Annotated in this window: 22 protein-coding genes and 1 other RNA gene; 21 read left to right on the forward strand and 2 right to left on the reverse strand. The window is 45.7% G+C overall.

The features are described from left to right. Positions 1-3 precede the first annotated feature (3 nt). From C3V36_10075 to C3V36_10135, 13 genes are all read left to right on the forward strand, one after another. Positions 4-888, forward strand: a complete 885-nt coding sequence (locus C3V36_10075; GenBank protein AVM69556.1) for a branched-chain amino acid ABC transporter permease — start codon at positions 4-6, stop codon at positions 886-888. Between the two features lie 66 nt (positions 889-954). Then, positions 955-1,854: an ABC transporter ATP-binding protein gene (locus C3V36_10080; protein AVM69557.1), complete on the forward strand. Its 900-nt coding sequence runs from the start codon at positions 955-957 to the stop codon at positions 1,852-1,854. A gap of 161 nt (positions 1,855-2,015) precedes the next feature. Continuing rightward, positions 2,016-2,471 (forward strand): SsrA-binding protein, encoded by a 456-nt coding sequence (locus C3V36_10085; GenBank protein AVM69558.1) that lies wholly within the window; start codon positions 2,016-2,018, stop codon positions 2,469-2,471. 3 nt (positions 2,472-2,474) lie between these two features. Next, positions 2,475-2,821, forward strand: a transfer-messenger RNA (tmRNA) gene (gene ssrA / locus C3V36_10090). Between the two features lie 44 nt (positions 2,822-2,865). Continuing rightward, a complete protein-coding gene (locus C3V36_10095; GenBank protein ID AVM69559.1) occupies positions 2,866-3,411 on the forward strand; it encodes a hypothetical protein in 546 nt (181 codons plus the stop codon). Positions 3,412-3,427: 16 nt separating this feature from the next. Next, on the forward strand, positions 3,428-4,276 hold the full coding sequence (locus C3V36_10100; protein ID AVM69560.1) for a hypothetical protein: 849 nt from the start codon (positions 3,428-3,430) through the stop codon (positions 4,274-4,276). 426 nt (positions 4,277-4,702) lie between these two features. After that, positions 4,703-6,013, forward strand: coding sequence for an electron transport complex subunit RsxC (locus tag C3V36_10105; protein AVM69561.1), 1,311 nt, complete (start codon positions 4,703-4,705; stop codon positions 6,011-6,013). A 14-nt stretch (positions 6,014-6,027) separates the two neighbouring features. Continuing rightward, positions 6,028-7,056, forward strand: a complete 1,029-nt coding sequence (locus C3V36_10110; protein AVM69562.1) for a Na+-transporting NADH:ubiquinone oxidoreductase subunit D — start codon at positions 6,028-6,030, stop codon at positions 7,054-7,056. After that, positions 7,053-7,658, forward strand: a complete 606-nt coding sequence (locus C3V36_10115) for an electron transporter RnfG (protein ID AVM69563.1) — start codon at positions 7,053-7,055, stop codon at positions 7,656-7,658. Before C3V36_10110 ends, C3V36_10115 begins: the two co-directional genes overlap by 4 nt. Then, entirely contained in the window at positions 7,659-8,273 is a 615-nt protein-coding gene (locus C3V36_10120) for an electron transport complex subunit RsxE (protein ID AVM69564.1), read from the forward strand. Then, complete coding sequence (locus C3V36_10125; protein AVM69565.1) at positions 8,270-8,848, forward strand: electron transport complex subunit RsxA; 579 nt, start codon at positions 8,270-8,272, stop codon at positions 8,846-8,848. The genes C3V36_10120 and C3V36_10125 overlap by 4 nt, the downstream gene beginning before the upstream one ends. Positions 8,849-9,144: 296 nt before the next feature. Beyond that, entirely contained in the window at positions 9,145-9,990 is an 846-nt protein-coding gene (locus C3V36_10130) for a ferredoxin (GenBank protein ID AVM69566.1), read from the forward strand. 336 nt (positions 9,991-10,326) lie between these two features. Further along, positions 10,327-10,881, forward strand: a complete 555-nt coding sequence (locus C3V36_10135) for a hypothetical protein (protein ID AVM69567.1) — start codon at positions 10,327-10,329, stop codon at positions 10,879-10,881. On the opposite strand, the gene C3V36_10140 is transcribed toward C3V36_10135, so the two are convergent. After that, complete coding sequence (locus tag C3V36_10140; GenBank protein ID AVM69568.1) at positions 10,871-11,521, reverse strand: hypothetical protein; 651 nt, start codon at positions 11,519-11,521, stop codon at positions 10,871-10,873. The two genes, C3V36_10135 and C3V36_10140, sit on opposite strands and share 11 nt — an antisense overlap. 415 nt (positions 11,522-11,936) lie before the next feature. Between C3V36_10140 and fusA the strand changes: the two genes are divergently transcribed. The 5 genes from fusA to mgtE all read left to right on the forward strand — a co-directional run bounded on the left by fusA (position 11,937) and on the right by mgtE (position 19,328). Then, positions 11,937-14,021: an elongation factor G gene (gene fusA, locus C3V36_10145; GenBank protein AVM69569.1), complete on the forward strand. Its 2,085-nt coding sequence runs from the start codon at positions 11,937-11,939 to the stop codon at positions 14,019-14,021. Positions 14,022-14,235: 214 nt separating this feature from the next. Beyond that, positions 14,236-15,063, forward strand: coding sequence for a sodium:proton antiporter (locus C3V36_10150; protein ID AVM69570.1), 828 nt, complete (start codon positions 14,236-14,238; stop codon positions 15,061-15,063). A 56-nt stretch (positions 15,064-15,119) separates the two neighbouring features. Next, positions 15,120-16,232, forward strand: a complete 1,113-nt coding sequence (locus C3V36_10155) for a cysteine desulfurase NifS (protein ID AVM69571.1) — start codon at positions 15,120-15,122, stop codon at positions 16,230-16,232. 81 nt (positions 16,233-16,313) lie between these two features. After that, a complete protein-coding gene (locus C3V36_10160; protein AVM69572.1) occupies positions 16,314-17,960 on the forward strand; it encodes a Na/Pi cotransporter in 1,647 nt (548 codons plus the stop codon). A gap of 18 nt (positions 17,961-17,978) precedes the next feature. Beyond that, on the forward strand, positions 17,979-19,328 hold the full coding sequence (mgtE, locus tag C3V36_10165) for a magnesium transporter (protein ID AVM69573.1): 1,350 nt from the start codon (positions 17,979-17,981) through the stop codon (positions 19,326-19,328). Here mgtE and C3V36_10170 read toward each other — a convergent pair. Beyond that, complete coding sequence (locus C3V36_10170) at positions 19,312-19,980, reverse strand: Crp/Fnr family transcriptional regulator (GenBank protein AVM69574.1); 669 nt, start codon at positions 19,978-19,980, stop codon at positions 19,312-19,314. The two genes, mgtE and C3V36_10170, sit on opposite strands and share 17 nt — an antisense overlap. Before the next feature lie 136 nt (positions 19,981-20,116). Here C3V36_10170 and C3V36_10175 point away from each other — a divergent pair, with 136 nt between their 5' ends. The 3 genes from C3V36_10175 (at position 20,117) to C3V36_10185 (ending at position 22,695) form a co-directional block, all read left to right on the forward strand. Continuing rightward, positions 20,117-21,754 carry a hydroxylamine reductase gene (locus C3V36_10175; GenBank protein AVM69575.1) on the forward strand — a complete coding sequence of 546 codons (1,638 nt, stop codon included), beginning with the start codon at positions 20,117-20,119 and terminating at the stop codon, positions 21,752-21,754. A 133-nt stretch (positions 21,755-21,887) separates the two neighbouring features. Then, positions 21,888-22,082 (forward strand): disulfide oxidoreductase, encoded by a 195-nt coding sequence (locus C3V36_10180; GenBank protein AVM69576.1) that lies wholly within the window; start codon positions 21,888-21,890, stop codon positions 22,080-22,082. A gap of 10 nt (positions 22,083-22,092) precedes the next feature. Then, positions 22,093-22,695 (forward strand): hypothetical protein, encoded by a 603-nt coding sequence (locus tag C3V36_10185; protein ID AVM69577.1) that lies wholly within the window; start codon positions 22,093-22,095, stop codon positions 22,693-22,695. Positions 22,696-23,037: the final 342 nt, after the last annotated feature.

Here is a 23,037-nt window from a genome sequence, read left to right on the forward strand (position 1 = left end):
GCTGTGAACTTAGTAATTTCAGCAATTGCCCAAGGCTTTTTGTGGAGCATTGTGTCTTTGGGTCTATTTATCAGTTTTCGGATTTTAAACGTGGCGGACATGACCACAGAGGGGAGTTATCCTTTAGGAGCGGCGGTTTGCGTTATCCTGATTTACAATGGATTTAATCCTGTTCTTGCCATGGCGGCGGCAGTAATTGCCGGAATGTTAGCGGGAGCAATCACCGGTTTTTTTATCACGGTTTGCCGGATTCCCAGTCTTTTAGCCGGAATTTTAGCAATGACCGGACTACTGTCGATTAACTTACGAATTATGCAGCGGGCAAATCTCAGTCTTTTAAATCAGGACACGATTTTTGACTGGATAAACCGGCTGCCGATCTCTAAGTACGCCGGTATGATTGCGATTGGCCTACTGGCGGTCATAATCCTCATTCTGTTTATTCGCTGGTTCTTTTTAACAGAAATAGGGCAGGCGCTGATTGCCACCGGCGATAATCCCAAAATGGCGGCGTCCATGGGCATTTCAACCGAGCGAATGACAGTTTTGGGCCTGGTTTTGGCGAATGGTATGATTGCTTTAGCCGGTGCGATTCTGGCACAAAATAACGGCTATGCCGATGTCAATTCCGGACAGGGCGTTATTGTTATCGGCTTGGTAGCGATTATTATTGGGGAAGTTATTTTCAGTCGTGCCACCTTTTTTCAGCGCCTGGGCTATACAGTGCTGGGGGCGGTTATTTACCGGCTGCTGCTGCTTTTGGTCTTAAAACTGGACTTTATCAGTGCCAATGACTTTAAGCTGCTTTCAGCGGCTTTGATTGCCGGACTGTTGGCTTTGCCCAAAATCAAGGCAGCACTGGGTGCCAAAAGTAAACTGCTTGGGTAAACCAATCTATTTGACTAAATCAATGTCTGCCGGTAGGAAAGACAGTCTTAGAATGGAGAACAGAATATGTTAAATGCAGAAGATAGAAGAAACAGCGAAAACAGAAAAAATAGAGAAAATGGCAATCAGCCGGATAGCAAAGCCACCGCAGCCTTGCCGGAAAAAGGCGGGCAAGATCTGCACCGGCAGCCGGAAGAGCCGCTGATTGAATTGAGACATATCAGCAAGAGCTTTCGTGCCGGCACAGAAGAAACCCACCATGCTTTAAAAAACATCAATTTGTCTATTTATGCCGGTGATTTTATTACGATTGTCGGCGGCAATGGAGCCGGTAAATCAACCCTGCTTAGTATTATTGCCGGCAGTCTTGCCGCTGACAGCGGCGAAGTTCGGATACAGGGAAAAAATGTAACCGATACCCACGAACATGAACGGGCACAATATATTAGCCGGGTTTTTCAAAATCCGTTAGACGGAACGGTGCCACGAATGACAATTGCCGAAAATATGGCGTTGGCACTTCGGCGCGGCAAACGGCGGGGACTGGCAATGGGCAGTAAAAGGACCGAGCAGGGAGTATTTCGGGAAAGCCTGGCAGCGTTAAAGCTGGGCCTGGAGGATCGTCTAAACACGGAAATCGGTTTGCTTTCCGGTGGGCAAAGACAGGCGGTGTCGCTTTTGATGGCAACAATGAAAGAACCGCTGTTGCTGTTGCTGGACGAGCATACGGCGGCGCTGGATCCGAATACGCAAAAAAAGATCATGAACCTGACCGAAGAAAAAATCAAGGAAAAAAGTCTGACAGCTTTTATGATCACCCATAATCTAAAGGACGCCATTCAGTACGGTAATCGCTTGCTGCTAATGCATCAGGGAGAAATTCACTCTGAGTTTGCCTTGGCGGAAAAAGAAAAACTGACGGCAAATCAGCTCTATCAGATGATGAATGAACTTTCAGCAAATTAGTTTGACGGACGGTTTCTAAAGGATCCCATTTTAATTTGTAATGAATTTTTAATATAGTTTATAGATAAATTATGCTATAATGAATCGTGTTAAGCTAAAAGGTATAGCTTTGCCCTGCGTGCGGGCAGTATTTTACCACAAAAGACAGAAAGCGAAGGAAAATGAGCGATTATAAGCTTCTGGCCCAAAACAAGAAGGCCTATCACGATTATTTTATTGAAAAAAATTATGAAGCCGGAATTGAACTGGTCGGGACGGAAGTAAAATCCATTCGTATGGGTAAGGCATCAATCAAAGAAAGCTACATCAAGATTATAAACGGTGAGATCTTTGTAGTCGGGATGCATATTACGCCGTATGAAAAAGGAAATATTTTCAATAAGGATCCTTTGCGTACGCGCAAGCTGTTGCTGCACCGGAAAGAAATCAATGCTTTAGCCGGAGCGACAGCAGCAGACGGATATACAATCATGCCGCTGAAAATTTACTTAAAAGAAGGCCTGATTAAAATGGAAATCGGCCTAGCCAAGGGAAAAAAGCTGTACGACAAACGAGAGGCTTTGAAAAAGAAAGAGATCAGCCGGACTGCCGAACGAACCTTTAAGGTTAAACTTTAGTACGGGGGTGTCTTGGATTCGACAGGGTTTTTGCAGTTAAAGAAGCCATTCGTAGTTCGGGGCTACGTTAAAACTCGAAACTTAAAATTAAACGCTGAAGATAATTTAGCATTTGCAGCCTAATTAGGCGGCTGTCCGTCCTGTTCGCTCACTGACAGGGGCACGGGCATCAGATTGGTGAGGCACTTCGCATCGAAAGCTTTGACGATGAGGAAGAAATATGAAGCTACTAAAACCGGCAGTCTGTCTTTGGACGGTCGGCAGAGGGAATGAAAAAGCAAAGACTGTAATGGGAGACGCTTTAATGAATAGGATTTTGGACAGGGGTTCGATTCCCCTCACCTCCATTCAATTCGGCAATCAAGGTATGAAAAGGGTACGAAAGGAGAATGTGATGAAATTAAAAAGCTTAAAAAGAGCATTGCTGTTTGGTGCCGCAGTGGGAGCAGGAACATACGCATATAAAAAATACGAGGAACTGAAGGTTTTTTATAATGAAGTAATCACCGGCAACAGTAAGACTTTGTATTATAACGCGGATTTTGAAGATGATTCGGTAGCGGCGCTGGGTGCAGCAGTTAAACTGAACTTCCTGGGCGTTCATCCGGAAAGCCCGTCGGTTTATTTGAATGTTTTTGCGCTGGCCAGTGCGGTCAGTATTTTGGTACCGGATGAGTGCCGGGTGATTTTGGACGGTAATAATACCGCCAGCAGCGTTTCGGTATCAGAACCCGATAATGAGGAAACGGAAAAGGAATTTACTTTATATATTGATTATAAAGCAACTGCTTCCTCTATCCGGATTGTTTATGAAAGTGCTCTGAAAAATGAAGATAGTTGCGGCTGCTGTTGCTGCTCGCATGAGGAAGCGGACGAAACCGCGGAATGTGATTGTGACTGCGTGGAAAATAAAAAGGAAGAAGAGGCCGCTGAAAAATAAGCGAAGGCTCGACGTTATGAAATTATTAGATAAATTGGAAAGAAAAATTGGCTGGCTGACGATTCCCAACCTGATGATTTACATCCTGACCGGAAATGTACTCGTTTATGTCATGCAAATGGTTTTTTCGTTGAACCTGACCGGGATGCTGGCCTTTAACCGGGAAGCGATTTTAGCCGGACAGGTATGGCGGATTATCAGCTTTATTTTTATCCCCCCGGCGGAGTTTTCCGGCAGTATAATGAGTACTTTCATCGCGGCGCTGGTGATTTTCTTTTATTACAGCATTGGCCGGCAGCTGGAGTACGCCATGGGTTCCTTTGCTTTTACCATGTATTATCTGCTCGGCATGCTGGGTGTAATTTTGGCAGGCAGCATTTTCGGCGGCAATATCAGCGGCATTTATTTAAATTCTTCGCTGTTTTTTGCTTATGCGGTTTACTTCCCGGATGAAATGATTTTATTTATGTTTTTTATTCCGATTAAGATTAAATATATTGCTTATTTCAGCGGCGCCATGCTGGCAATTTTGTTTGTACTGACTTCCTTAACCGGTAAAATTTTAATCATCACCGGCCTGATTAATTTTTTGATCTTTTTCGGCAAAAGTTTATTTTCTAGACGTGCCACCCATATCAGCAGCCGGCAGCGGAGAAAGTGGAAAGTAATACAGGGCGGCCGAAATCCCTATCAAACCGGAACGGCGTCACGGTCAGCGGCCAAGCATTGCTGCGAAGTCTGCGGCCGGACAGAGTTATCTTCTCCTGAGCTGGAGTTCCGATATTGCTCGGCTTGTGAAGGTTATCACGAATACTGCATGGAGCATTTGCATCAGCATACCCATAAAAAATCGGGAGAAGCATAGACAAAACTTAGATGACAAGCCTTTTTTCTATAAGACTTTGCCTTTTGACTCGAACAGTCGGCCGGGCAAAGTCTTTTTTTATAGATAGAGCAGCAATAAGTTATTTTCTTAACGAAAAGAAAGGGAAAAGCTTTAAAAATCTACCAAAAGTAAGGGATTTCTTTTTGTGTATTCTGTATACACATCTTTGCTTTTAAATATTCTATAAACATTAATCCACGTCCCGATAATCAAAAAAATAACAATCATTGATTTTTTATTAAAATTTGTTTATATTATAAGGGGTTAGGCTGAATTATAAGTGATAAATTGGGGACAGAATATCGGATCGGGTGGTTTCGATCTTGTTTTGGAATGCCTGATTTACGCATCAGCCGCGGCGAAAATCCGAAAGAGCAGCAAGCAGGTTAAGGAGGCGAATAGAGAGTGTCTAACACATTTCATGGGGGAATTCACCCCTCGTATTCCAAAGAATTTACTAAAACAATTCCCATCCGGGACGTAACACCGGGCGAAACGGTTACTATTTTAATGCAGCAGCATATCGGCGCGCCATGCAAACCAATTGTCAAAGTCGGTGACGAGGTCTTAGCCGGGCAAAAAATAGGGGACAGTGACGCATTTGTATCATCGCCGGTACACAGCAGCGTTTCCGGAACGGTTAAAAAGATTGTTAAAGTTTTGCAGCCGAACGGGGCCAAAGGGGAAGCGGTTATTATTGCCAACGACGGGCAGTACCGCCGCACACAGATGGAAGTTAAACCCCTGGCGGAGCTTTCCAAGGAAGAGATCTTGAATCTAATCAGGGAAGCAGGTATCGTCGGTTTGGGCGGCGCGGGTTTCCCCACGCATATCAAACTGAATCCGCCGGCTGATAAAAAAATTGAATATATTTTAATCAACGGAGCCGAATGTGAGCCGTACCTTACTTCCGACCATCGAATTTTGGTGGAGGAGCCGGCTGCGGTGGTACGGGGATTGGAAGTTATTTTGACTTTGTTCCCCGAAGCTCAAGGTATTATCGGTATTGAGGATAATAAGCCGGATGCGATTGCGGCGATGGAAAAAGCCATTGCCGGCAAAAGCCGGATGTCGGTTTGCGTAATGGAAACCAAGTATCCGCAGGGTGCCGAAAAGCAGCTGATTTATTCCGCTACCAAAAGAAAAGTACCGAGCGGTAAGCTGCCGGCTGATGTCGGCTGTATCGTGGATAATGTCGATACCACGGTGGCCATCGGTCAGGCAGTGCTGGAGGGAATTCCGCTGCTGCGCCGGATTATTACCATGTCGGGCGAAATGTACGATCAACCGGCCAATTACCGCGTACCGCTGGGCGTATCTTATCGCCAGCTGATTGAAATGTCGGGCGGTCACCCGGAGGAAGCCGTTAAAATCATTCACGGCGGACCGATGATGGGGCTGGCCATGTTTGACTATGATGTTCCGGTCATGAAAACTTCATCCTGTATTTTGCTGTTGTCAGACAAAGAAGCAGCTATTTGTCAGGAAAGTGCCTGCATTCGCTGCGGCCGCTGTACGAGGGCATGCCCGATGAACTTACTGCCTCTGGAACTGGATCGTTTTGCCAGAAACAATGATGAGGACAGATTTTTACGCTGTCATGGCTTAGACTGCATTGAATGCGGTTCCTGTTCCTATGTCTGCCCGGCCAAACGGCATCTGGTCCATTCCATCAGAGTCAAAAAGCGGGCCTTAATGGCTAAAAAACGAGCATAATCGGAGGTAGAAAAATGCTAAATATTGTTTCGTCATCTCCTCATATTCGGGATAACGCCAGTACCAAAGGCATTATGCGGGATGTTTTAATCGCGCTGGCACCGGCGACTTTATGGGGATTTTATGTCTTTGGATTAAACGCGGTTATCAACGTAGCGCTGGCTGTTGGCTCGGCAGTGCTGTTTGAATATTTATATGAAAAGATTTTAAAAAAGCCGATTACAATCGGTGATTTGTCGGCGGCTGTTACCGGTCTTTTACTGGGCCTGAACCTGCCGTCGGGACATTATTATTTTGTGCCGATTTTAGGCAGCTTCATTGCTATTATTATCGTAAAGCAGTTATACGGCGGGCTGGGACAGAACTTTATGAATCCGGCGCTGGTCGGCCGCGCTTTTTTGCTGGTCTCTTTTGCCGGTTATATGACAACTTGGCCGTTAGCCGGTCAAAGCGGTCGTTTTACCGGAATTGACATGATCACGGGCGCAACGCCGCTGGCACTCTTAAAAACCGGCAGCTTTACGAAATTGGATGCAATAACAAAAGCAACGCCTTTTGCACTTTTTAAAGCAGGAAGTTTGGCAGTTGGGGATTTACAAATTACGTTGACCGATACTTTCTGGGGTTTTACCGGCGGCTGCATTGGTGAAGTATCAGCGGTGGCTCTGCTTTTAGGAGCGGGTTATCTCTTTTACCGCAAGGTTATTACCTGGCAGATTCCGGTTAGTTTTATCGGCATGTTTACCTTAATCATGCTCATTTTCGGACAAAGGCCTTGGGATATGAATTATTTAGCTTTCCATTTGACGGCCGGCGGACTTCTTTTGGGCGCTTTCTTTATGGCGACCGATTATTCGACTTCGCCAATGACCGGTAAGGGGCAGATTATTATGGGCTTAGGCTGCGGCTTTTTGACCGCCCTAATTCGCTTATTCGGCGGTTATCCGGAGGGCGTCAGCTTTGCTATCCTGATTATGAACTTATTTGTACCGCTGCTGGATAATTTCCTGATTCCGACATCATTTGGGGGGGAGAAAAAATGAATAAAGAAGCTGTAGAACAAAAACCCAATTCGGAAGTGTTTTTGATTATTAAAAATACCTTTATTTTATTTGCAATTACGGCGGTAGCCGGGCTTTTACTCAGCTTGGTGCATTCCGTGACCGAAGCGCCGATTGCGGCGCAGGCCATCATTCAAAGAGACAATGCTTTAAACGCGGTTTTGCCGGATGCAGCCTTTGAAGAATTAACGGTCGCCGATGCGGAAAAATATCCTAAAATCCTGCAAATTTTTACCGGCACCGACAGCAGCGGCAGTGTTAAGGGCTATGCTTTTATGCTGACCAGCAAGGGCTATGGCGGAGCGGTAACCCTGGTAGCCGGAATTGATGCTGACGGCAAAATCAGCGGAATTGATGTTATCAGTCATTCGGAAACACCGGGTCTGGGTGCCAATGCAGACAGGGATGACTTTAAGGACAAATTTAAGACCAAGCCGGCCGAACAACTGGTGGTATCCAAAAGCAATAATGACGGTCAGAATATTGAAGCCTTAAGCGGCGCGACCATTACTTCTACGGCCGTAGTAAGCGCTGTCAACGAAGCCATCGAATACTACCAGACGCAGCTGAAGGGAGGCAAATAAATGAATATTGTAAAAGAAAGGATCAAGGCGGGGATTGTTTCGGATAATCCGATTTTTGTTCAGGTCTTGGGTATGTGCCCGACTCTGGCGGTCACCAGTTCGGCAATTAACGGCGTCGGCATGGGTCTTTCCACTACCGTGGTTTTAGTCGGCTCAAATATGGTTATTTCGATGCTCCGGAAAATCATTCCCGCTAAGGTGCGGATTCCGGCCTTTATCGTAGTTATTGCCACTTTTGTAACAATCATTGATTTGCTTCTGCAGGGCTTTATTCCCAGCCTTTATTCTTCACTGGGCTTATTTATCCCACTGATCGTAGTTAACTGTATCGTTTTAGGACGGGCGGAAGCCTATGCCTCAAAAAACGGGGTGCTGCCGTCCTTATTTGACGGTCTGGGCATGGGACTGGGCTTTACGGTTGCGCTCCTGATTTTGGGTTCGATTCGGGAAATCTTGGGTGCCGGTCAGATTTTCGGCATCACCATTCTGCCGCTGGTTATTTATCAGCCGATTACCATTTTCCTGTTGGCACCCGGTGCATTTATTGCCTTAGGAGTAATGCTGGCGGTTTATAACTACATCATTGCCAGAAAGAAAAAGGAGGCGAAAGCATGACCGAATATATTTTACTGTTTATCGGCGCGGTTTTTGTACATAATGTAATTTTAGCCCGTTTCTTAGGAAACTGTCCGTTTCTGGGCGTTTCCAAAAAAATTGAAACGGCTATCGGCATGGGAGTGGCGGTTACCTTTGTTATCACTCTGGCTTCGATTATGACGTATTTGTCATATAATATCATTTTGGTGAACCTGAACTTAAAGTACCTGTATAATATCGTTTTCATTTTGGTCATTGCCTCTCTGGTGCAGCTGGTTGAAATGATTATTCAAAAGACCAGTCCGGCACTTTATCAGGCACTGGGCGTGTATCTGCCGTTGATTACGACCAACTGTGCAGTTTTGGGTGTAGCTGTTATCAATATGAAGGAAGAATATGACTTGATTAAAGCAACCATTAACGGTTTTGGTACGGCGGTCGGATTTTTGGTAGCAATCGTCCTCTTAGCCGGAATTCGGGAAAAAATGGAATACAATGACATTCCGGCTTCTTTTAAAGGTTATCCGATCGTACTGGTTACGGCCGGCCTGATGGCTATTGCCTTTTTCGGATTTACGGGTTTAATTAAATAGGCTTATAACCGTTTCCGACAGTTGCTTACTCAACTTTTCCATGTTCGACAGAACAGTCTTTTTTAGGCTCGTTGCTTCCAGAAAGGCTACGCCTTTCGGCGGCGGGCAAGAACGGAATGCGATTTGCGAAGCAAATCGCGAGAGTGAGTCCATGTAGGTTGTGCACCCGCACAGAAACGCGAAGCGTTTCGACAGGGCACCCGCTCTTTGAGCGGGATAGAGCCAAAAAAGACTATGGGAAAGTTGAGTTACTGATCGGAACAGTCGATGACGGGTTTTTATAGGGAGGTTAGAAAATGAATGAGGTAATGGTTACCATGTCGGTAATCGGTGGATTGGGTTTAGTGTTCGGTGCCGGTTTGGGTGTGGCTTCTAAGATTTTTGCGGTGAAAGTCAATCCCTTGATACCGGAAGTAAGAGAAGCGCTGCCCGGTGCCAACTGCGGCGCCTGCGGCAAAGCGGGCTGCGATGCGTACGCCAAGGCAATCGTGGAAGACGGCGCACCGATTAATTTATGTCCGGTTGGCGGTGCCAATACTTTGGCCATGATTGCTAAGATTATGGGTGTAGAGGCCAAAGCCGGAAAAAAAATGGTTGCTTTTGTTCAGTGCAATGGCAACTGCCAAAACGCCAAGCAAAAATATGAATATGTCGGCATCTCCAGCTGCGCCGATGCGGCGTATCTGCCGGGCGGCGGGCCAAAGGCCTGCGAATACGGCTGTATGGGACTGGGTTCCTGTGTCCGGGTCTGTGAATTCGGCGCTTTGTCGATCGTGGACGGAATTGCCGTAGTTGACTCGGAAAAATGTGTGGCCTGCGGCAAATGTGTGGCTGCCTGCCCGAAAAAATTAATTGAAATGGTGCCGGATGATAAAAAAGTTCGGGTGCGCTGCCGTTCGCTGGCTAAGGGTAAGGAAGTGATGGATGCCTGTCAGGTGGGCTGTATCGCCTGCACAAAGTGCGAAAAAGAATGTAAGTTTGACGCTATTCATGTCGTCAATAACATTGCCCATGTTGATTATGACAAATGTAAACAGTGCAACGCCTGCGTTAAAGTTTGTCCGAAGCAGGTCATCACTGAAAAAATCAGGGTGAAAAAGCCGGTTCCGCCGGCAGAAGCACCCGAAAAAGAAGCAATATAGGGTATGCAGTGCTCTGCCTGCTTGAACTGAAACAGCAAAAAACGGCATAATTGTCTTTCCGGCAATTATGCCGTTTTTTTGACAAATAAATATATATGTACTACAATGTAATACATATAGGAAAGGAGTTGATACTATGGAGCTTTCTGTAAGGTCAGGCATAGAAAAAATATTTATTAGGCAGGGCCCGGCCCGTAAAAATTCAACTTTTTTCGAAAACTGCCGATATACATAGCAAGGAAAAAGTTTGAACAATCCTTTGGGGCGGATGAACGAGAGCAGGAAACAATACAAGGGCTTAGGGACAAGCCCAGATGAAATCAGGGAGGAACCCACATGAATATTCAAGCAAACAAGTTTTTATTCGGCAGTCGAACCGGCATTTTTTCTATTGCTCGGAAACAGGACGGATTTTTTGCCAAAACAGCTTCTTTTAAGCGAAAGGAAACACCGGAAGGCATAGTCACTGAGGGAAAGACAGAAGATGTCAAAAAAATGGAAGAATTGCTGCGCTTGGCTAAGGAGAGCATGAATAGCCTAAATTCGACCGATCAGACAACGATTTTGAGAAAAGTGGCTTGCGGCGAGGAATTAACTGAGAAAGAAAAAAATCTTTTACGTGATATCGACCCCAAAAGCTTAAGCAAGGCGCAGGCAGCGGCACGACGGCGGCGGGAGATTGAAAGCCGGCTGGCCAGAGCCAAAACCAAAGCGGAAGCTAAGGCGATTTTAATGAGCGCCAAGCAGGAAGTACACATGGCGATTAGTGCCGGCAAGAGCAGCGAAATTGATGAATACGCTGATTATTTATCGGCAGCGGTTAAAAAAGCGGAAGAACGGTATTATCGTAACGAATTAAAGAAAAAAGCGGAACTGGATATTAAAGTTTAAGACCGGCAGATAGTCTCTCCAAAGCTTTCTCCATTATTTTTATGTGCATTTCTTTCTTTATAGTGGGGTCATCCAGACAGTTATCCCGTACCTCTAAGTAATAATCATCATTATAGAGGACATGCAGTACATACCCGACATTATCATAATAAGCATCCTGCCCCATACCTTCGACTGCCTCAAAAAAATTGTTTTCCTTAGCAATGCGCTTTCCTTTTTCGTAATCATCCTTCACACCGCGGCCAAAAACCGGATGTGGGACATCATCCTTAGCCGTACCGCGATAGGGCTGTTGATAGCAATTAAGCGTAAATCCGTCATATCCGTCTTTTTTTACAAGGTAGGTTGCTCCCAGCAAACCCAAATAATCGTTGTCCCAAAGTTTGATATCAACAATCGAAACGCCTGTCATTGCCGATACTTCCTCTCTGGTCACCAAATCTTCGGCAAGAAAGGTCTTGCCGTCATCTGTCTTCTTATCAGCAGTTTCCTCCGCCTTTGTTTCTTTCGAATTTTCTTTAGCCGAAGTCGTTTTCTGTACCTCTTGGCTTGCCTTTTCTTTGGCATTGCCGCAGCCGGCGATGCTGAAAATAAGACTCCCCACCATCGAAACCGTTATAATCTTTTTAATCAGATTCATGATCTCCCTCTCTTTCTTACAATATTAAAACTTTTTTGTCTTTCTTCTTCACTGATTCAAATTAGGATCATTCCTCAAGCAATACCATTTTTCCGCTAATTCAATCTAAATTATTTATATTTCTTTTTCTTTAATCTATTCTTTAATATTGTCTTTAAATCTCCTTTCGTTTGTTTATTATATCATTTATTTAAAGAAAAATCAATTCTTCATAGACTTTTTAGACTCTGCTTTTTTTAAAAATTTATTATAAAAACGAAATTCATAAAAGGATTTTACAAGGAAAGCAAGAATATTATAATATATTACTAAAAAATATTGCAAAATATTTTTAAAGTCATTATTATTTACCGATGAAGGCAAAGAAAAATCTTTGACTTTATCTCTATACCTACTAATAACAGGAGGACGACTTATGAAAAATTATTCTACTGAAAACATCCGAAACATTGTGCTGCTCGGTCATGGCAACAGTGGTAAGACCACCCTTGCGGAAGCCATGGCTTATGTATCTGGTCTTACCAAAAGACAGGGAAACATTACGGACGGAAATACCATTTCCGATTTTGATAAGGAAGAAATCAAGAGAAAGTTTTCAATTAGTACGTCGCTGATTCCGATTGAATGGAATAATAATAAGTTTAATATTTTGGATACTCCGGGCTATTTTGACTTCGTCGGTGAAGCCAAGCAGGCCGTTCGTGTCGCGGACGCCGCTATTATCGTAGTATCGGGACGCTCGGGAGTGGAAGTCGGCGCGGAAAAGGCATGGGAATACGCCGATGAAATGAATATTGCCAAAGCGATTTATGTATCGGGCATGGATGATGAACATGCCAATTTAAATAAGATTTTGGAAGATTTAAAAGCTGCGTTCGGCAAAGCAATCGCGCCGATCCAGGTACCGATTTACGAAAATGAGAAGTTTGTCGGCTTCGTTAATGTTGCTAAAATGGAAGCCCGGCGCTTTGTAAATAATAAAGTGGAAACCGCTCCGATTCCCGAAGGCATGGATGAATTAATTGCTCCGGCCAGAGAAATGATTTTAGAAGCAGTCGCAGAAACCGATGAAGCTTTAATGGAAAAATATTTTAACGGCGAAGAGTTTTCTTTGGACGAAATCCAAACCGCCATTCATAAGGGCGTCATTGACCGGACGCTGGTGCCGGTATTCTGCGGCGACAGCATCCGAACCACCGGTGTGACGGTGCTGCTGAATGCGATTGAAAAATATCTGCCGTCGCCAACTGAGGAAAACCCGGTAGTCAAAGCGATTGATGCCGCGACTAAGCAGGAGATTGAAGTCAAATGTGACAGCAGCGAGCCGGTATCGGCTTTTGTGTTTAAAACCATCGTTGACCCCTATGTCGGCCGGATTTCTTTGTTCCGGGTTTATTCCGGCACAATTAAAAAGGAGTCGAGTCTGTATAACTGCCGTCAGGGCAATGTGGAAAAGATTGCGCGCCTGTATACCTTAGCCGGTAAGGAACAAATCGAAGTTGACCAGCTTTGTGCCGGTGATATCGGAGCCTTTGTTAAGCTGGACAGCGTTAAGGTCGGTGATACTTTGTGCAGCGAAAAGAGAAAAGTTATATTTGCAGGCGTAAATTATCCGGAATCCCTGGCCTACCGGGCAATTAAGCCAAAAACCAAGGGCGATGAGGATAAGATCAGCGCCGGACTTGCCCGGTTAATGGAAGAAGATCCAACCATTCGACTGGTACTGGATAAAGAGAACCGGCAGGAGCTTTTATACGGCGTAGGCGGCCAGCATTTGGAAATCATTGTCAGTAAATTAGCCGGTAAATATAATGTTCAGGTGGATTTGGGTACGCCGAAAGTGCCGTATCGGGAAACCATCCGCAAAAAAGTACAGGTTCAGGGCCGGCATAAAAAGCAATCCGGCGGCCACGGCCAGTTCGGTGATGTTATCATGGTATTTGAGCCATCCGGCAATCAGGAAAAAGCCTTTGAGTTCTTTGAGGAAGTCTTTGGCGGCTCGGTGCCGAAAAACTATTTCCCGGCAGTGGAAAAAGGGTTGGAAGAATCGGTGCAGGCCGGTACTTTAGCCGGTTATCCGGTTGTCGGCTTAAAAGCAACGCTGATTGACGGCTCCTATCATCCGGTCGATTCTTCGGAAATGGCCTTTAAGATTGCAACGACAATTGCTTTTAAGGAAGCGATGAAACAAGCTAACCCCGTACTCTTAGAACCGATCGCCAAAGTCAAGATTACGGTGCCGGACGAATATATGGGCGATATCATGGGCGATATCACCAAACGGCGCGGTAAGATTTTGGGGATGACTCCGGTTAAGGGTAAGCAAGTGGTGGAAGCGGAAGTGCCGGCGGCCGAACTCTATGAATATGCTACCGATTTACGCTCCATGACCCAGGCCCGGGGCGAATATTCGGTTGCCTTTGACCGCTATCAGGAAGCGCCGAAAGAAGTGCAGGATAAGGTCATTCAGGAAAGAGAAAAGAATAAAGAAGAAAAATAATAACCCAAAAAACCGATTCTGGCATCCTTGCCGTTTCGGTTTTTTTGTTATGACTTGCCTGAACTGTAACTGGAAATTTACCAAAAAGGCCACAGTCATAACTTTTTTATCGACTTTTACGCAGAAATATGATACTATGATACAAAGAGTTAAACCAGAAGCAAGGCTTTCAACCCGGAAAAGTTGAGTTATAAATACACATCAGGAGGATATCATGCCAGAAAATATTCATAAAAAACCGGTAACACCACATCCGGTGTCATTTCAAAATTATATTACCGGTAATCCAGCTAATTACTTCAAAAAAATCATAGCAGTTATGTCCGGCAAAGGCGGCGTCGGCAAATCAACCGTATCGGCCAATTTAGCAATGACCTTGCAGGAGGCGGGCTATAAAACCGGTATTCTGGATGCTGATTTAATCGGCCCCAGTATTCCCCGGCTGCTCGGAATTGAAAAAGAGGCGATGATGATGACCCGGGACGGCTTGCAGCCGGCTGCACTGGCCAATGGCCTGAAAGTCGTGTCAATTAACCTGATGATTGATAAAGAAGATAAGCCCCTGATTTGGCGGGGACCTTTGATTACCAATACAATTAAGCAGTTTTACACCGATATCATTTGGGGTGAATTAGACTATCTGGTAATTGACCTGCCGCCGGGAACCAGTGACGTCAGTATGACAATTATGCAGTCAATTCCGGTTGACGGCATCATCATGGTGGCGGTGCCGCAGGACATGGTGTCGATGATTGTCGCTAAGGCTGTCGGCATGGCCAAAAATCTGGGAGTTCCGGTTTTGGGTCTGGTCGAAAATATGAGCTACCTGCAATGCCCGCATTGTCAGGAAAAAGTTTATATTTACCGCTCGGAAGAACTGCCTCAATTTTTAGCCAAAAAGAATCTGGAGATTTTAACGGAACTGCCGATCAAACCTCAATTTTCTACAGTTTACCAACGAGATGAGGAGTTATCGGGCTTATTTCGCGAATTAGCGGATAAAGTCCGGGAGCGGCTGCCGGAGAAGAGCAGCAGCATTTAACTTTTGGATGTGATACAATGAAACGAACAAAAACGGAACTTTAGACGGAGAAAATGATGCAGCGAATTTATTTGGACTACGCGGCGACCACTCCGGTTGACCCGGCAGTGCTGGCGAAAATGCTGCCGTATTTTACGGAGCATTATGAAAATCCGTCGGCCTTATACAGCCAGCGGATAAAGTATGATATAGAAAATGCCAGAGGACAGATTGCGGCAGCGATTGCGGCGGCACCGGGTGAGATCATCTTTACCTCCGGCGGTACGGAAGCCAATAATCTGGCGATTTTGGGAACCGGTAGGCAATTTAAGCAGGCGCATTTTATTACAACGGCAATTGAGCATGATTCGGTGCTGCAAGCCTTTGCCCAGCTGGAAAAAGAAGGCCATACCGTTTGTTATTTGCCGGTGGCAAAAGACGGCAGAATCAGCCTGGCGGATTTAGAAAACGCAATCTGTCCCGAAACCAAACTGATCTCGGTTATGACTGTCAATAATGAAATCGGAACTTTACAGGACATAGCGGCTGTTTCCGCCATTGCCCGCCGGCATGGCATTCTCTTTCACACCGATGCCGTTCAGGCCATGGAGCAAACCGAAGTGTCCGCCCAAAATGCTGATATGATTAGTTTATCGGCACATAAACTTTATGGGCCGAAAGGCATAGGGGCTTTGTATGTCAGGAAAGGCATCCGGCTCCAGCCCTTGTTGTTCGGCGGCCGGCAGGAGAGCGGTCGGCGCGGCGGTACGGAAAATGTGGCTGCTATAATTGGCTTTGGTGCAGCCATGAAATCCTGTTTGGACGAAAAGGAAAGAAGGCGGCAGCACCGGCAGGAGCTGATGAGTTTCCTGCTGACGGAACTATCGGCTTGGGAAGAGATTGAAATTAACGGCTCAGCCGAGCATCGGAGCAGTGGAATCTGTCATCTTTCGATTCCGGGAGTATCAACCGAAGCACTGCTGACCATGCTTGATTTAAACGGCGTCAGTATTTCCGCCGGTTCCGCCTGTCAGGCCGGCAGTTACCGTATCTCTCATGTGATGAAAGCTTTGGGCGAACCGGAAGGGCGGGCGCACTTACGGATTTCTGTGGGTAAAAATACGACCGTCGAAGAATTAAGCCGCTTTTTGGCTATTTTAAGAGATTTGATAAAAAAATTAAGAAGTTAACCGATAGATTAACAGAACGGAAAAATCAGCGAAAGGCAGCGACCGGATAAACAGGGGATTGAGAAAGGCATTTAAGGAAAGATGGAAATCTTATTACAAGCGTTTACTTTTTTAGGCGGTTTTGGTATGTTCATTTACGGAATGAACACCATGGCAGACGGACTGCAAAAAGCCGCCGGTTCCAAGTTAAGAGAGCTTTTAAGTTTATTGACTAAAAATAAACTTTTAGGCGTACTGGTCGGTGCGGCGATCACGGCACTGATTCAAAGCAGTTCCGCCACTACGGTCATGGTTGTCGGTTTTGTCAATGCCGGACTGATGAACTTAAATCAGGTTGTCGGCGTAATCATGGGTGCGAATATCGGTACTACTATCACGGCCTGGATTGTATCCAGCTCGGAATGGTTTCAGGTGCTCAGCCCGGAAAATATGGCTCCGTTAGCCATCGGTATTGGCGCTATTCTGATTTTTTTCACCCGCTCGGAAAAGAAAAAATTGATCGGCGAAGTCATCGTTGGCTTTGGACTTATTTTTATCGGTTTGGAGTTTATGAAAAATGTGATTACTCCTTACCGGGACTCGGAGATTTTTAAAAGTATTTTCGTTCTGCTGGGAAAAAATGCCGTTTTGGGTATTTTAGCCGGCGCTTTGGTGACAGCCGTGGTGCAGAGCTCCTCGGCCAGTGTCGGTATCTTGCAGACCTTGGCTATGTCCGGACTGGTGCCGATGAATGCAGCAATTTATATTATTTTAGGACAAAACATCGGTACGACCGTGACGGCCATGCTTTCCTCGGTTGGCGCCAGTAAAAACGCCAAGCGGGCAGCTATGCTGCATTTACTTTTTAACGTCGTCGGCAGCGTTGTTTTTGCGGCCGGCACCATGATCTTTTTTGGCGTAATTCGGCCGGATTTGGGGAGCGGCTTAATCAGCGGTTCGGAAATTTCGATATTCCATACCTCCTTTAATATTATTAATACCGTTATGCTCTATCCGTTTTCCAGTGTCCTGCTGGCGATCGCGCAAAAGCTGATTCCCGGAGAGGACAAAGTGGAAAAAACGGTCGAACTGGTACATTTGGACGACCGTATTTTGGAAAGTCCCAGTTTTGCCATTCAGTCGGCCATTAAAGAAGTCGGCAATATGGGGCAGTATATTTTGGAATCTCTCCGCTATGCCACTCAGGATTTGATTCAGCAAAAGACCGAATACACTCTGGAAAACCCCAAGCGTAAGGAAAACGCAGCTAGGTACTATCAGCTGATTACTCAGTTTCTGGTCAAGCTCGGCAATCTGTCTATTTCCGAGCATCAAAAAATGGTGGTCAGCGACCTGTTTTCCGCTGCGATTGACCTAGAAAGCATCGGCGACCATGCCAATGACATTTCCGATATTGCCGGTGAAGCAGCCACAGTGGAAGCCAATTTTAGCGAAATGGCAATTGATGATATTAATGAAATGGTGGAAAAGGTTTTTGAAATTGTGGATTTGGCGCTGAGACTGCGGGAAACCAATACTTACAGCTTTATCGCCAAAATTGAAGATTTAGAAGAAGAAATTGATGAGCTGGAAGAAAAAATCCGGGCCGAACATACCGAACGCCTGATTTCCGGTGCCTGCGATATCCGGCTCAGTATCTTGTTTTTGGATACGGTGTCGCATTTAGAAAGGATCAGCGATCATGCCCTGAAAATGGCATATTGCGTCAAGGAAGAAATTCTAAGTTAAATGAGGGAGGAAGCCCCAATGGAAAATTTACAAACCGAAGTAGTAAAAGATTTGATTAAAAACAATCAAAAACCTGCTTTGCATAAATTGCTTTTAGACAGCAATCCGGTTGATGTCGCGGAATTGATGAATGAATTAACCGATCAGGATTTGTTGGTGGCATTTCGAATATTACCCAAAGATCTGGCAGCCGATGTTTTTTCCCGGGTGGACTCCGACACGCAGCAAAAAATCGTGGAATCGGTCAGTGAAGCCGAAGTTGCCCGCATCGTCAACGAGCTGTTCGTGGACGACGCCGTTGACTTTATTGAAGAAATGCCGGCAGTAGTGGTTAAAAAGATTTTGAAGAACACTTCGCCGGAGATGCGAAAGGAAATCAACCTGCTGCTCAGTTATCCGGAGGACTCGGCCGGCACAATTATGACAACCGAGTTTGTCGATTTACGGGCCGGTCTAACAGTTAAAGACGCCATTGCCCGAATTCGCAAGATCGGAATTGACAGCGAAACCATTAACGTTCTGTATGTGATTGACGATAATCGGAGGCTGTTGGGTCTTCTGGAAATCCGAAAAATTATTTTATCCACACCGGACGCGCTGATTGGCGATATCATGGATACCAATGTGGTTAAAGTCAATACCTTAAGCGACCAGGAAGAAGTGGCCGCTCTGTTTAAAAAATATGACCTCTTGGCAATGCCGGTAGTAGATACCGAAGACCGCTTAGTTGGTATCGTAACGGTTGACGATATTTTGGACGTTATCGAAGAAGAAAACGAAGAAGACTTCGCCATCATGAACGCCCTGGAGCCGTCGGACGAACCATATCTGGAGACCAATATCTTTACACTGGCCAAGCGCCGGATTGTCTGGCTGCTGGTGCTGATGATTTCCGCTACCTTTACCGGCCTGATTATCCGCCGCTACGAAGCGGTTTTAAGCTCGGTCGTCATCCTGACCTCATTTATTCCGATGCTGATGGATACCGGCGGCAACGCCGGTTCGCAGTCCTCAACTCTGATTATCCGCGGTCTGGCGCTGGGGGAGTTAAAGCTGGGCGACTTTTTTAAGATTCTGTATAAAGAATTCTTAATCAGTATAATTGTCGGTACGATTTTGGGGGTAATTAATTTTGCCCGGCTGTATTTCATTGAAAGAGTTTCGCTGATGATTGCTTTAACCGTTACGTTGAGCATGCTGGTGGTTGTTATGATTGCCAAGGTCTGCGGCGGACTTTTGCCGGTATTGGCCAAGCGCCTGAAAATGGATCCGGCCATTATGGCGGGCCCGTTTATTACCACGATTGTCGATGCTCTGGCGCTGATTGTGTATTTTCAATTTGCCCGAATTTTTATTTTAGGGAATTAAAAAAAACCGTAAAATGATTTTTATCGGCAGTCAGCAGGCCTTCTTTCTGCATCTTGCTGATTTCATTGGACAAAGCGCTGCGGTCTACGCTCAAATAATCAGCCAGCTGCTGGCGGTTATACGGAACCCGAAAAGAATAGCTGCCCTGTGAAGTCGCTTGAAAAGACAGGTAAGACAGCAGGCGGCCGCGGATGGATTTGGACGAAGTATGAAAAATACGGCGGGACAAATTTAAGTTTTTCTGCGAGGCAATCGTCAGCAGGTTCCGGATCAGCCTGCTGTGATAAGAACAGGCTTTGCTGCAAAAATGCAGAATATCGGCCATACCGATAAACAGAATCGAACAGTCGGTCGCCGCTACAACATTGATTAACAGCGGCGAATCGGGTACGCAGGCATAGGTTTCGGCAAAAATTTGACCGGGACCGACGGTATCTAAAATACTTTTATTGCCCCAAATATCATCATGTTCAATCGAAACGCTGCCGTGCAGGATTAAACCGATATCGCGAACCTGATTACCGGCATGATAAATAATTTCCGCTTTTTTATATTCTTTTTCCCGAAAATGCAGGCAAGTCTGCATTTCAACAATTTCTGAAGCAAGAATTCCCCGGAACAAGGGGCTTTTACTTAAAAAAGAAATATCCATTTTTTCTCCTTTCGTTGTTACAACAACAGAACCGTTGTTCCAATTATAGTATAGTATAGATGGAAAAGCAAGCCGATTCCGTGCTTGCACAGGTAAAAGGTTATCAAGGCTATCTATATTAAGGAGGAAACGGAAAATGGAAAACAGAATGTTTTGTTATCAATGTCAGGAAACCGCCAAAGGCACCGGCTGTACAATGTCCGGCGTATGCGGCAAGTCACCGGAGGTGGCGGCGGTTCAGGATCTCTTAGTGTTTGTCAGCAAGGGCTTATCAGCGATTACTACCCAGCTGCGGGCCGAAGGTAAAAAGGTTCCGGCCGAAGTCAATCATTTGGTGACACTTAATTTATTTATTACTATTACCAATGCTAACTTTGATAAAGAAGCGATTGTCAAAAAAATCAAACAAAGCTTGGAAGTAAAAAAGCAACTTCTGGCTCAAGTAGAAAATCAGGCGGCATTACCCGAAGCGGCTTTTTGGGATGGGGCGGAGGCTGAATTTGAAGAGAAGGCTGCAAGTGTCGGCGTGCTGGCCACCGAAAATGAAGATATCCGCAGTCTGAGAGAGTTGATTATTTATGGTTTAAAGGGGCTTTCCGCTTATTCCAAGCATGCCAACGCACTGCTGCAGGATAATGAAGAAGTTGATGCCTTTTTACAGGAAGCATTGGCCGCCACTTTAAATGATAACTTGAAGGTTGACGATTTAGTTGCACTGACGCTGAAAACCGGAGAATATGGCGTACAGGGCATGGCGCTTCTGGATAAGGCCAATACATCCGCTTACGGCCATCCGGAAATGACCAAGGTTTCAATCGGTGTTGGTTCCCGGCCCGGAATCCTGATTTCCGGTCATGATCTCAGGGATATGGAAATGCTGCTTAAGCAAACCGAAGGTACCGGTGTTGACGTGTATACCCATTCGGAAATGCTGCCGGCTCATTATTACCCGGCATTTAAGAAATATCCGCATTTTGTCGGCAATTACGGCAATGCCTGGTGGCAGCAAAAAGAAGAGTTTGAAAGCTTTAACGGCCCAATCCTGATGACGACCAACTGTATTGTTCCGCCAAAGGAAAGCTATAAGCACCGGTTATTTACTACCGGTTCAGCCGGCTATCCGGGCTGCAGGCACATTGCCGGCGAAATCGGTGAGGAGAAGGACTTTTCGGAAATTATCGCTTTAGCCAAAACCTGCCCGGCACCGACAGAAATTGAAAACGGCGAAATTATCGGCGGTTTTGCTCATGCCCAGGTGCTGGCCTTGGCAGATAAAGTGGTTGACGCCGTTAAAAGCGGGGCGATTAAAAAGTTTATTGTGATGGGCGGCTGCGACGGCCGTTCCAAAAAGAGAAACTACTATACCGACTTTGCTAAGGCTTTGCCGCAGGACGCGGTCATTTTAACCGCCGGCTGCGCCAAGTATAAATATAATAAACTGGAGCTTGGCGATATCGCCGGTATCCCCAGGGTACTGGATGCCGGTCAGTGCAATGATTCGTATTCCCTTGCGGTTATCGCTTTAAAACTGAAAGAAGTCTTTGGCTTAGATGATATCAATGATCTGCCAATTGTTTATAACATCGCCTGGTATGAACAAAAAGCGGTTATTGTTTTGCTGGCGCTGCTGTATCTGGGCGTTAAAAATATTCATTTAGGGCCGACGCTGCCCGGTTTTTTATCGCCGAATGTGGCTAAGGTTTTAGTGGAAAACTTCGGTATTGCCGGAATCGGCACGGTCGAAGAAGATATGGAACTGTTTTTTGGCAAATAAATACTTGATTTTCTCAGAACAGCCCGCCCGTTATCGGCAAAAGGCATTTGTCCGGCGGATACAGGCCGCATGCCTGCATCCAGTTTAAGGGCTGCGACAAAGAAAATTAAGTCAACAAAAGAAGGAGAAAAAAATGATTACAAGAGAAATGTTAATTGGTGATATCGTAAATACTTATCCGGAAGCAGCCGGGGTTTTAATGTCCTGCGGTATGCATTGCCTGGGCTGCCCGGCATCGCAGGCGGAATCATTGGAGGAAGCCTGCATGGTACATGGTCTGGACGCGGGCGAAGTACTCAAGATTTTAAACGAGGATATTGCCCGGTAAAGGAGAAGCGATGAGCGCGTTTTTAGGTCCGATTCATTATTTGATGTTTTCTAAGATCAAGCATCAAGATGAGCTTTGCCTTTTTTTAACCGAAAAGGCAGAGCAAAAAGCTCCCGGTTTCGGCAAGCAGGTCAAAGAGCATACCTATGCCGTGCCTGCCGGCGACTTGGCGGAGATTGTCGATCCCAATAATATTCACGGTTCTTTGCAGGAAATGGTGCAGCGGATTGAACGTAAACTGGCCTATATTGCCGCTCAGGCACAGGCCAAGCAAGTTTTTTCGCTGCCGGAAATCATTGCATATGCCAAAGAATACGGCCGCACTTGTGCTGTCCCGGAAAAATTAAGCGCCCAGGAAGCTTGCCGGTTCTTGTTCGGCAAATTGCTAAACGGTATGCCCTGCGACCGAGTGCAGGAGATGGTGGCAGAAACTGAGACTTCCGTAACTTGGCGTGATCTGGTTGATATCCACGGCGGCTTTTGGCAGGAACAAGGGCTGGACAGCCGCCAGTTTTATCAGATCCGTTCCGGTATGATTGCCGGGATGCTCGCAGGCAGCGGTGTTGCATTTAAGGAAGAAAAGCCTGGTTATTATACGCTGCAGGAAGAATAAAGTTTAGTTTTAAAGGCCCTTTTCAAGACCTGAAAATTTCATTTTTCCTTGCTTTTCTCCTATAGTTATGGTATAATCCAGAAAAACAAAGCGTTGATGAGGAAAGTACCATAAGAGGCTATGACAGAGAAAAGACCCTTGGCTGAAAGGTCTTGCATAGAGGATTTGCCGGAAAACCCCCTCGGAGCGGCCGTCAAACGGCCCGGCTTCACACCGTTACCGTGAACAAAGAGGCGCCAGAAGAAGCATATTTTTGTTTCCCGAGCGCAATTAGGGTGGAACCGCGGAAATATTCGTCCCTTGCAGCAATGCAAGGGATTTTCTATGCAAAAATACCGCCGG

This window comes from Lachnospiraceae bacterium oral taxon 500, assembly GCA_002999035.1.
Classification (GTDB): domain Bacteria; phylum Bacillota; class Clostridia; order Lachnospirales; family Vallitaleaceae; genus W11650.

Excerpts from the sequence above, each read along its gene's own strand:
- C3V36_10080 (AVM69557.1), top strand. The coding sequence starts at position 955 with ATGTTAAATGCAGAAGATAGAAGAAACAGCGAAAACAGAAAAAATAGA.
- C3V36_10085 (AVM69558.1), top strand. The coding sequence starts at position 2,016 with ATGAGCGATTATAAGCTTCTGGCCCAAAACAAGAAGGCCTATCACGAT.
- C3V36_10095 (AVM69559.1), top strand. The coding sequence starts at position 2,866 with ATGAAATTAAAAAGCTTAAAAAGAGCATTGCTGTTTGGTGCCGCAGTG.
- C3V36_10100 (AVM69560.1), top strand. The coding sequence starts at position 3,428 with ATGAAATTATTAGATAAATTGGAAAGAAAAATTGGCTGGCTGACGATT.
- C3V36_10110 (AVM69562.1), top strand. The coding sequence starts at position 6,028 with ATGCTAAATATTGTTTCGTCATCTCCTCATATTCGGGATAACGCCAGT.
- C3V36_10115 (AVM69563.1), top strand. The coding sequence starts at position 7,053 with ATGAATAAAGAAGCTGTAGAACAAAAACCCAATTCGGAAGTGTTTTTG.
- C3V36_10120 (AVM69564.1), top strand. The coding sequence starts at position 7,659 with ATGAATATTGTAAAAGAAAGGATCAAGGCGGGGATTGTTTCGGATAAT.
- C3V36_10125 (AVM69565.1), top strand. The coding sequence starts at position 8,270 with ATGACCGAATATATTTTACTGTTTATCGGCGCGGTTTTTGTACATAAT.
- C3V36_10130 (AVM69566.1), top strand. The coding sequence starts at position 9,145 with ATGAATGAGGTAATGGTTACCATGTCGGTAATCGGTGGATTGGGTTTA.
- C3V36_10135 (AVM69567.1), top strand. The coding sequence starts at position 10,327 with ATGAATATTCAAGCAAACAAGTTTTTATTCGGCAGTCGAACCGGCATT.
- C3V36_10140 (AVM69568.1), bottom strand. The coding sequence starts at position 11,521 with ATGAATCTGATTAAAAAGATTATAACGGTTTCGATGGTGGGGAGTCTT.
- fusA (AVM69569.1), top strand. The coding sequence starts at position 11,937 with ATGAAAAATTATTCTACTGAAAACATCCGAAACATTGTGCTGCTCGGT.
- C3V36_10150 (AVM69570.1), top strand. The coding sequence starts at position 14,236 with ATGCCAGAAAATATTCATAAAAAACCGGTAACACCACATCCGGTGTCA.
- C3V36_10155 (AVM69571.1), top strand. The coding sequence starts at position 15,120 with ATGCAGCGAATTTATTTGGACTACGCGGCGACCACTCCGGTTGACCCG.
- C3V36_10160 (AVM69572.1), top strand. The coding sequence starts at position 16,314 with ATGGAAATCTTATTACAAGCGTTTACTTTTTTAGGCGGTTTTGGTATG.
- mgtE (AVM69573.1), top strand. The coding sequence starts at position 17,979 with ATGGAAAATTTACAAACCGAAGTAGTAAAAGATTTGATTAAAAACAAT.
- C3V36_10170 (AVM69574.1), bottom strand. The coding sequence starts at position 19,980 with ATGGATATTTCTTTTTTAAGTAAAAGCCCCTTGTTCCGGGGAATTCTT.
- C3V36_10175 (AVM69575.1), top strand. The coding sequence starts at position 20,117 with ATGGAAAACAGAATGTTTTGTTATCAATGTCAGGAAACCGCCAAAGGC.
- C3V36_10180 (AVM69576.1), top strand. The coding sequence starts at position 21,888 with ATGATTACAAGAGAAATGTTAATTGGTGATATCGTAAATACTTATCCG.
- C3V36_10185 (AVM69577.1), top strand. The coding sequence starts at position 22,093 with ATGAGCGCGTTTTTAGGTCCGATTCATTATTTGATGTTTTCTAAGATC.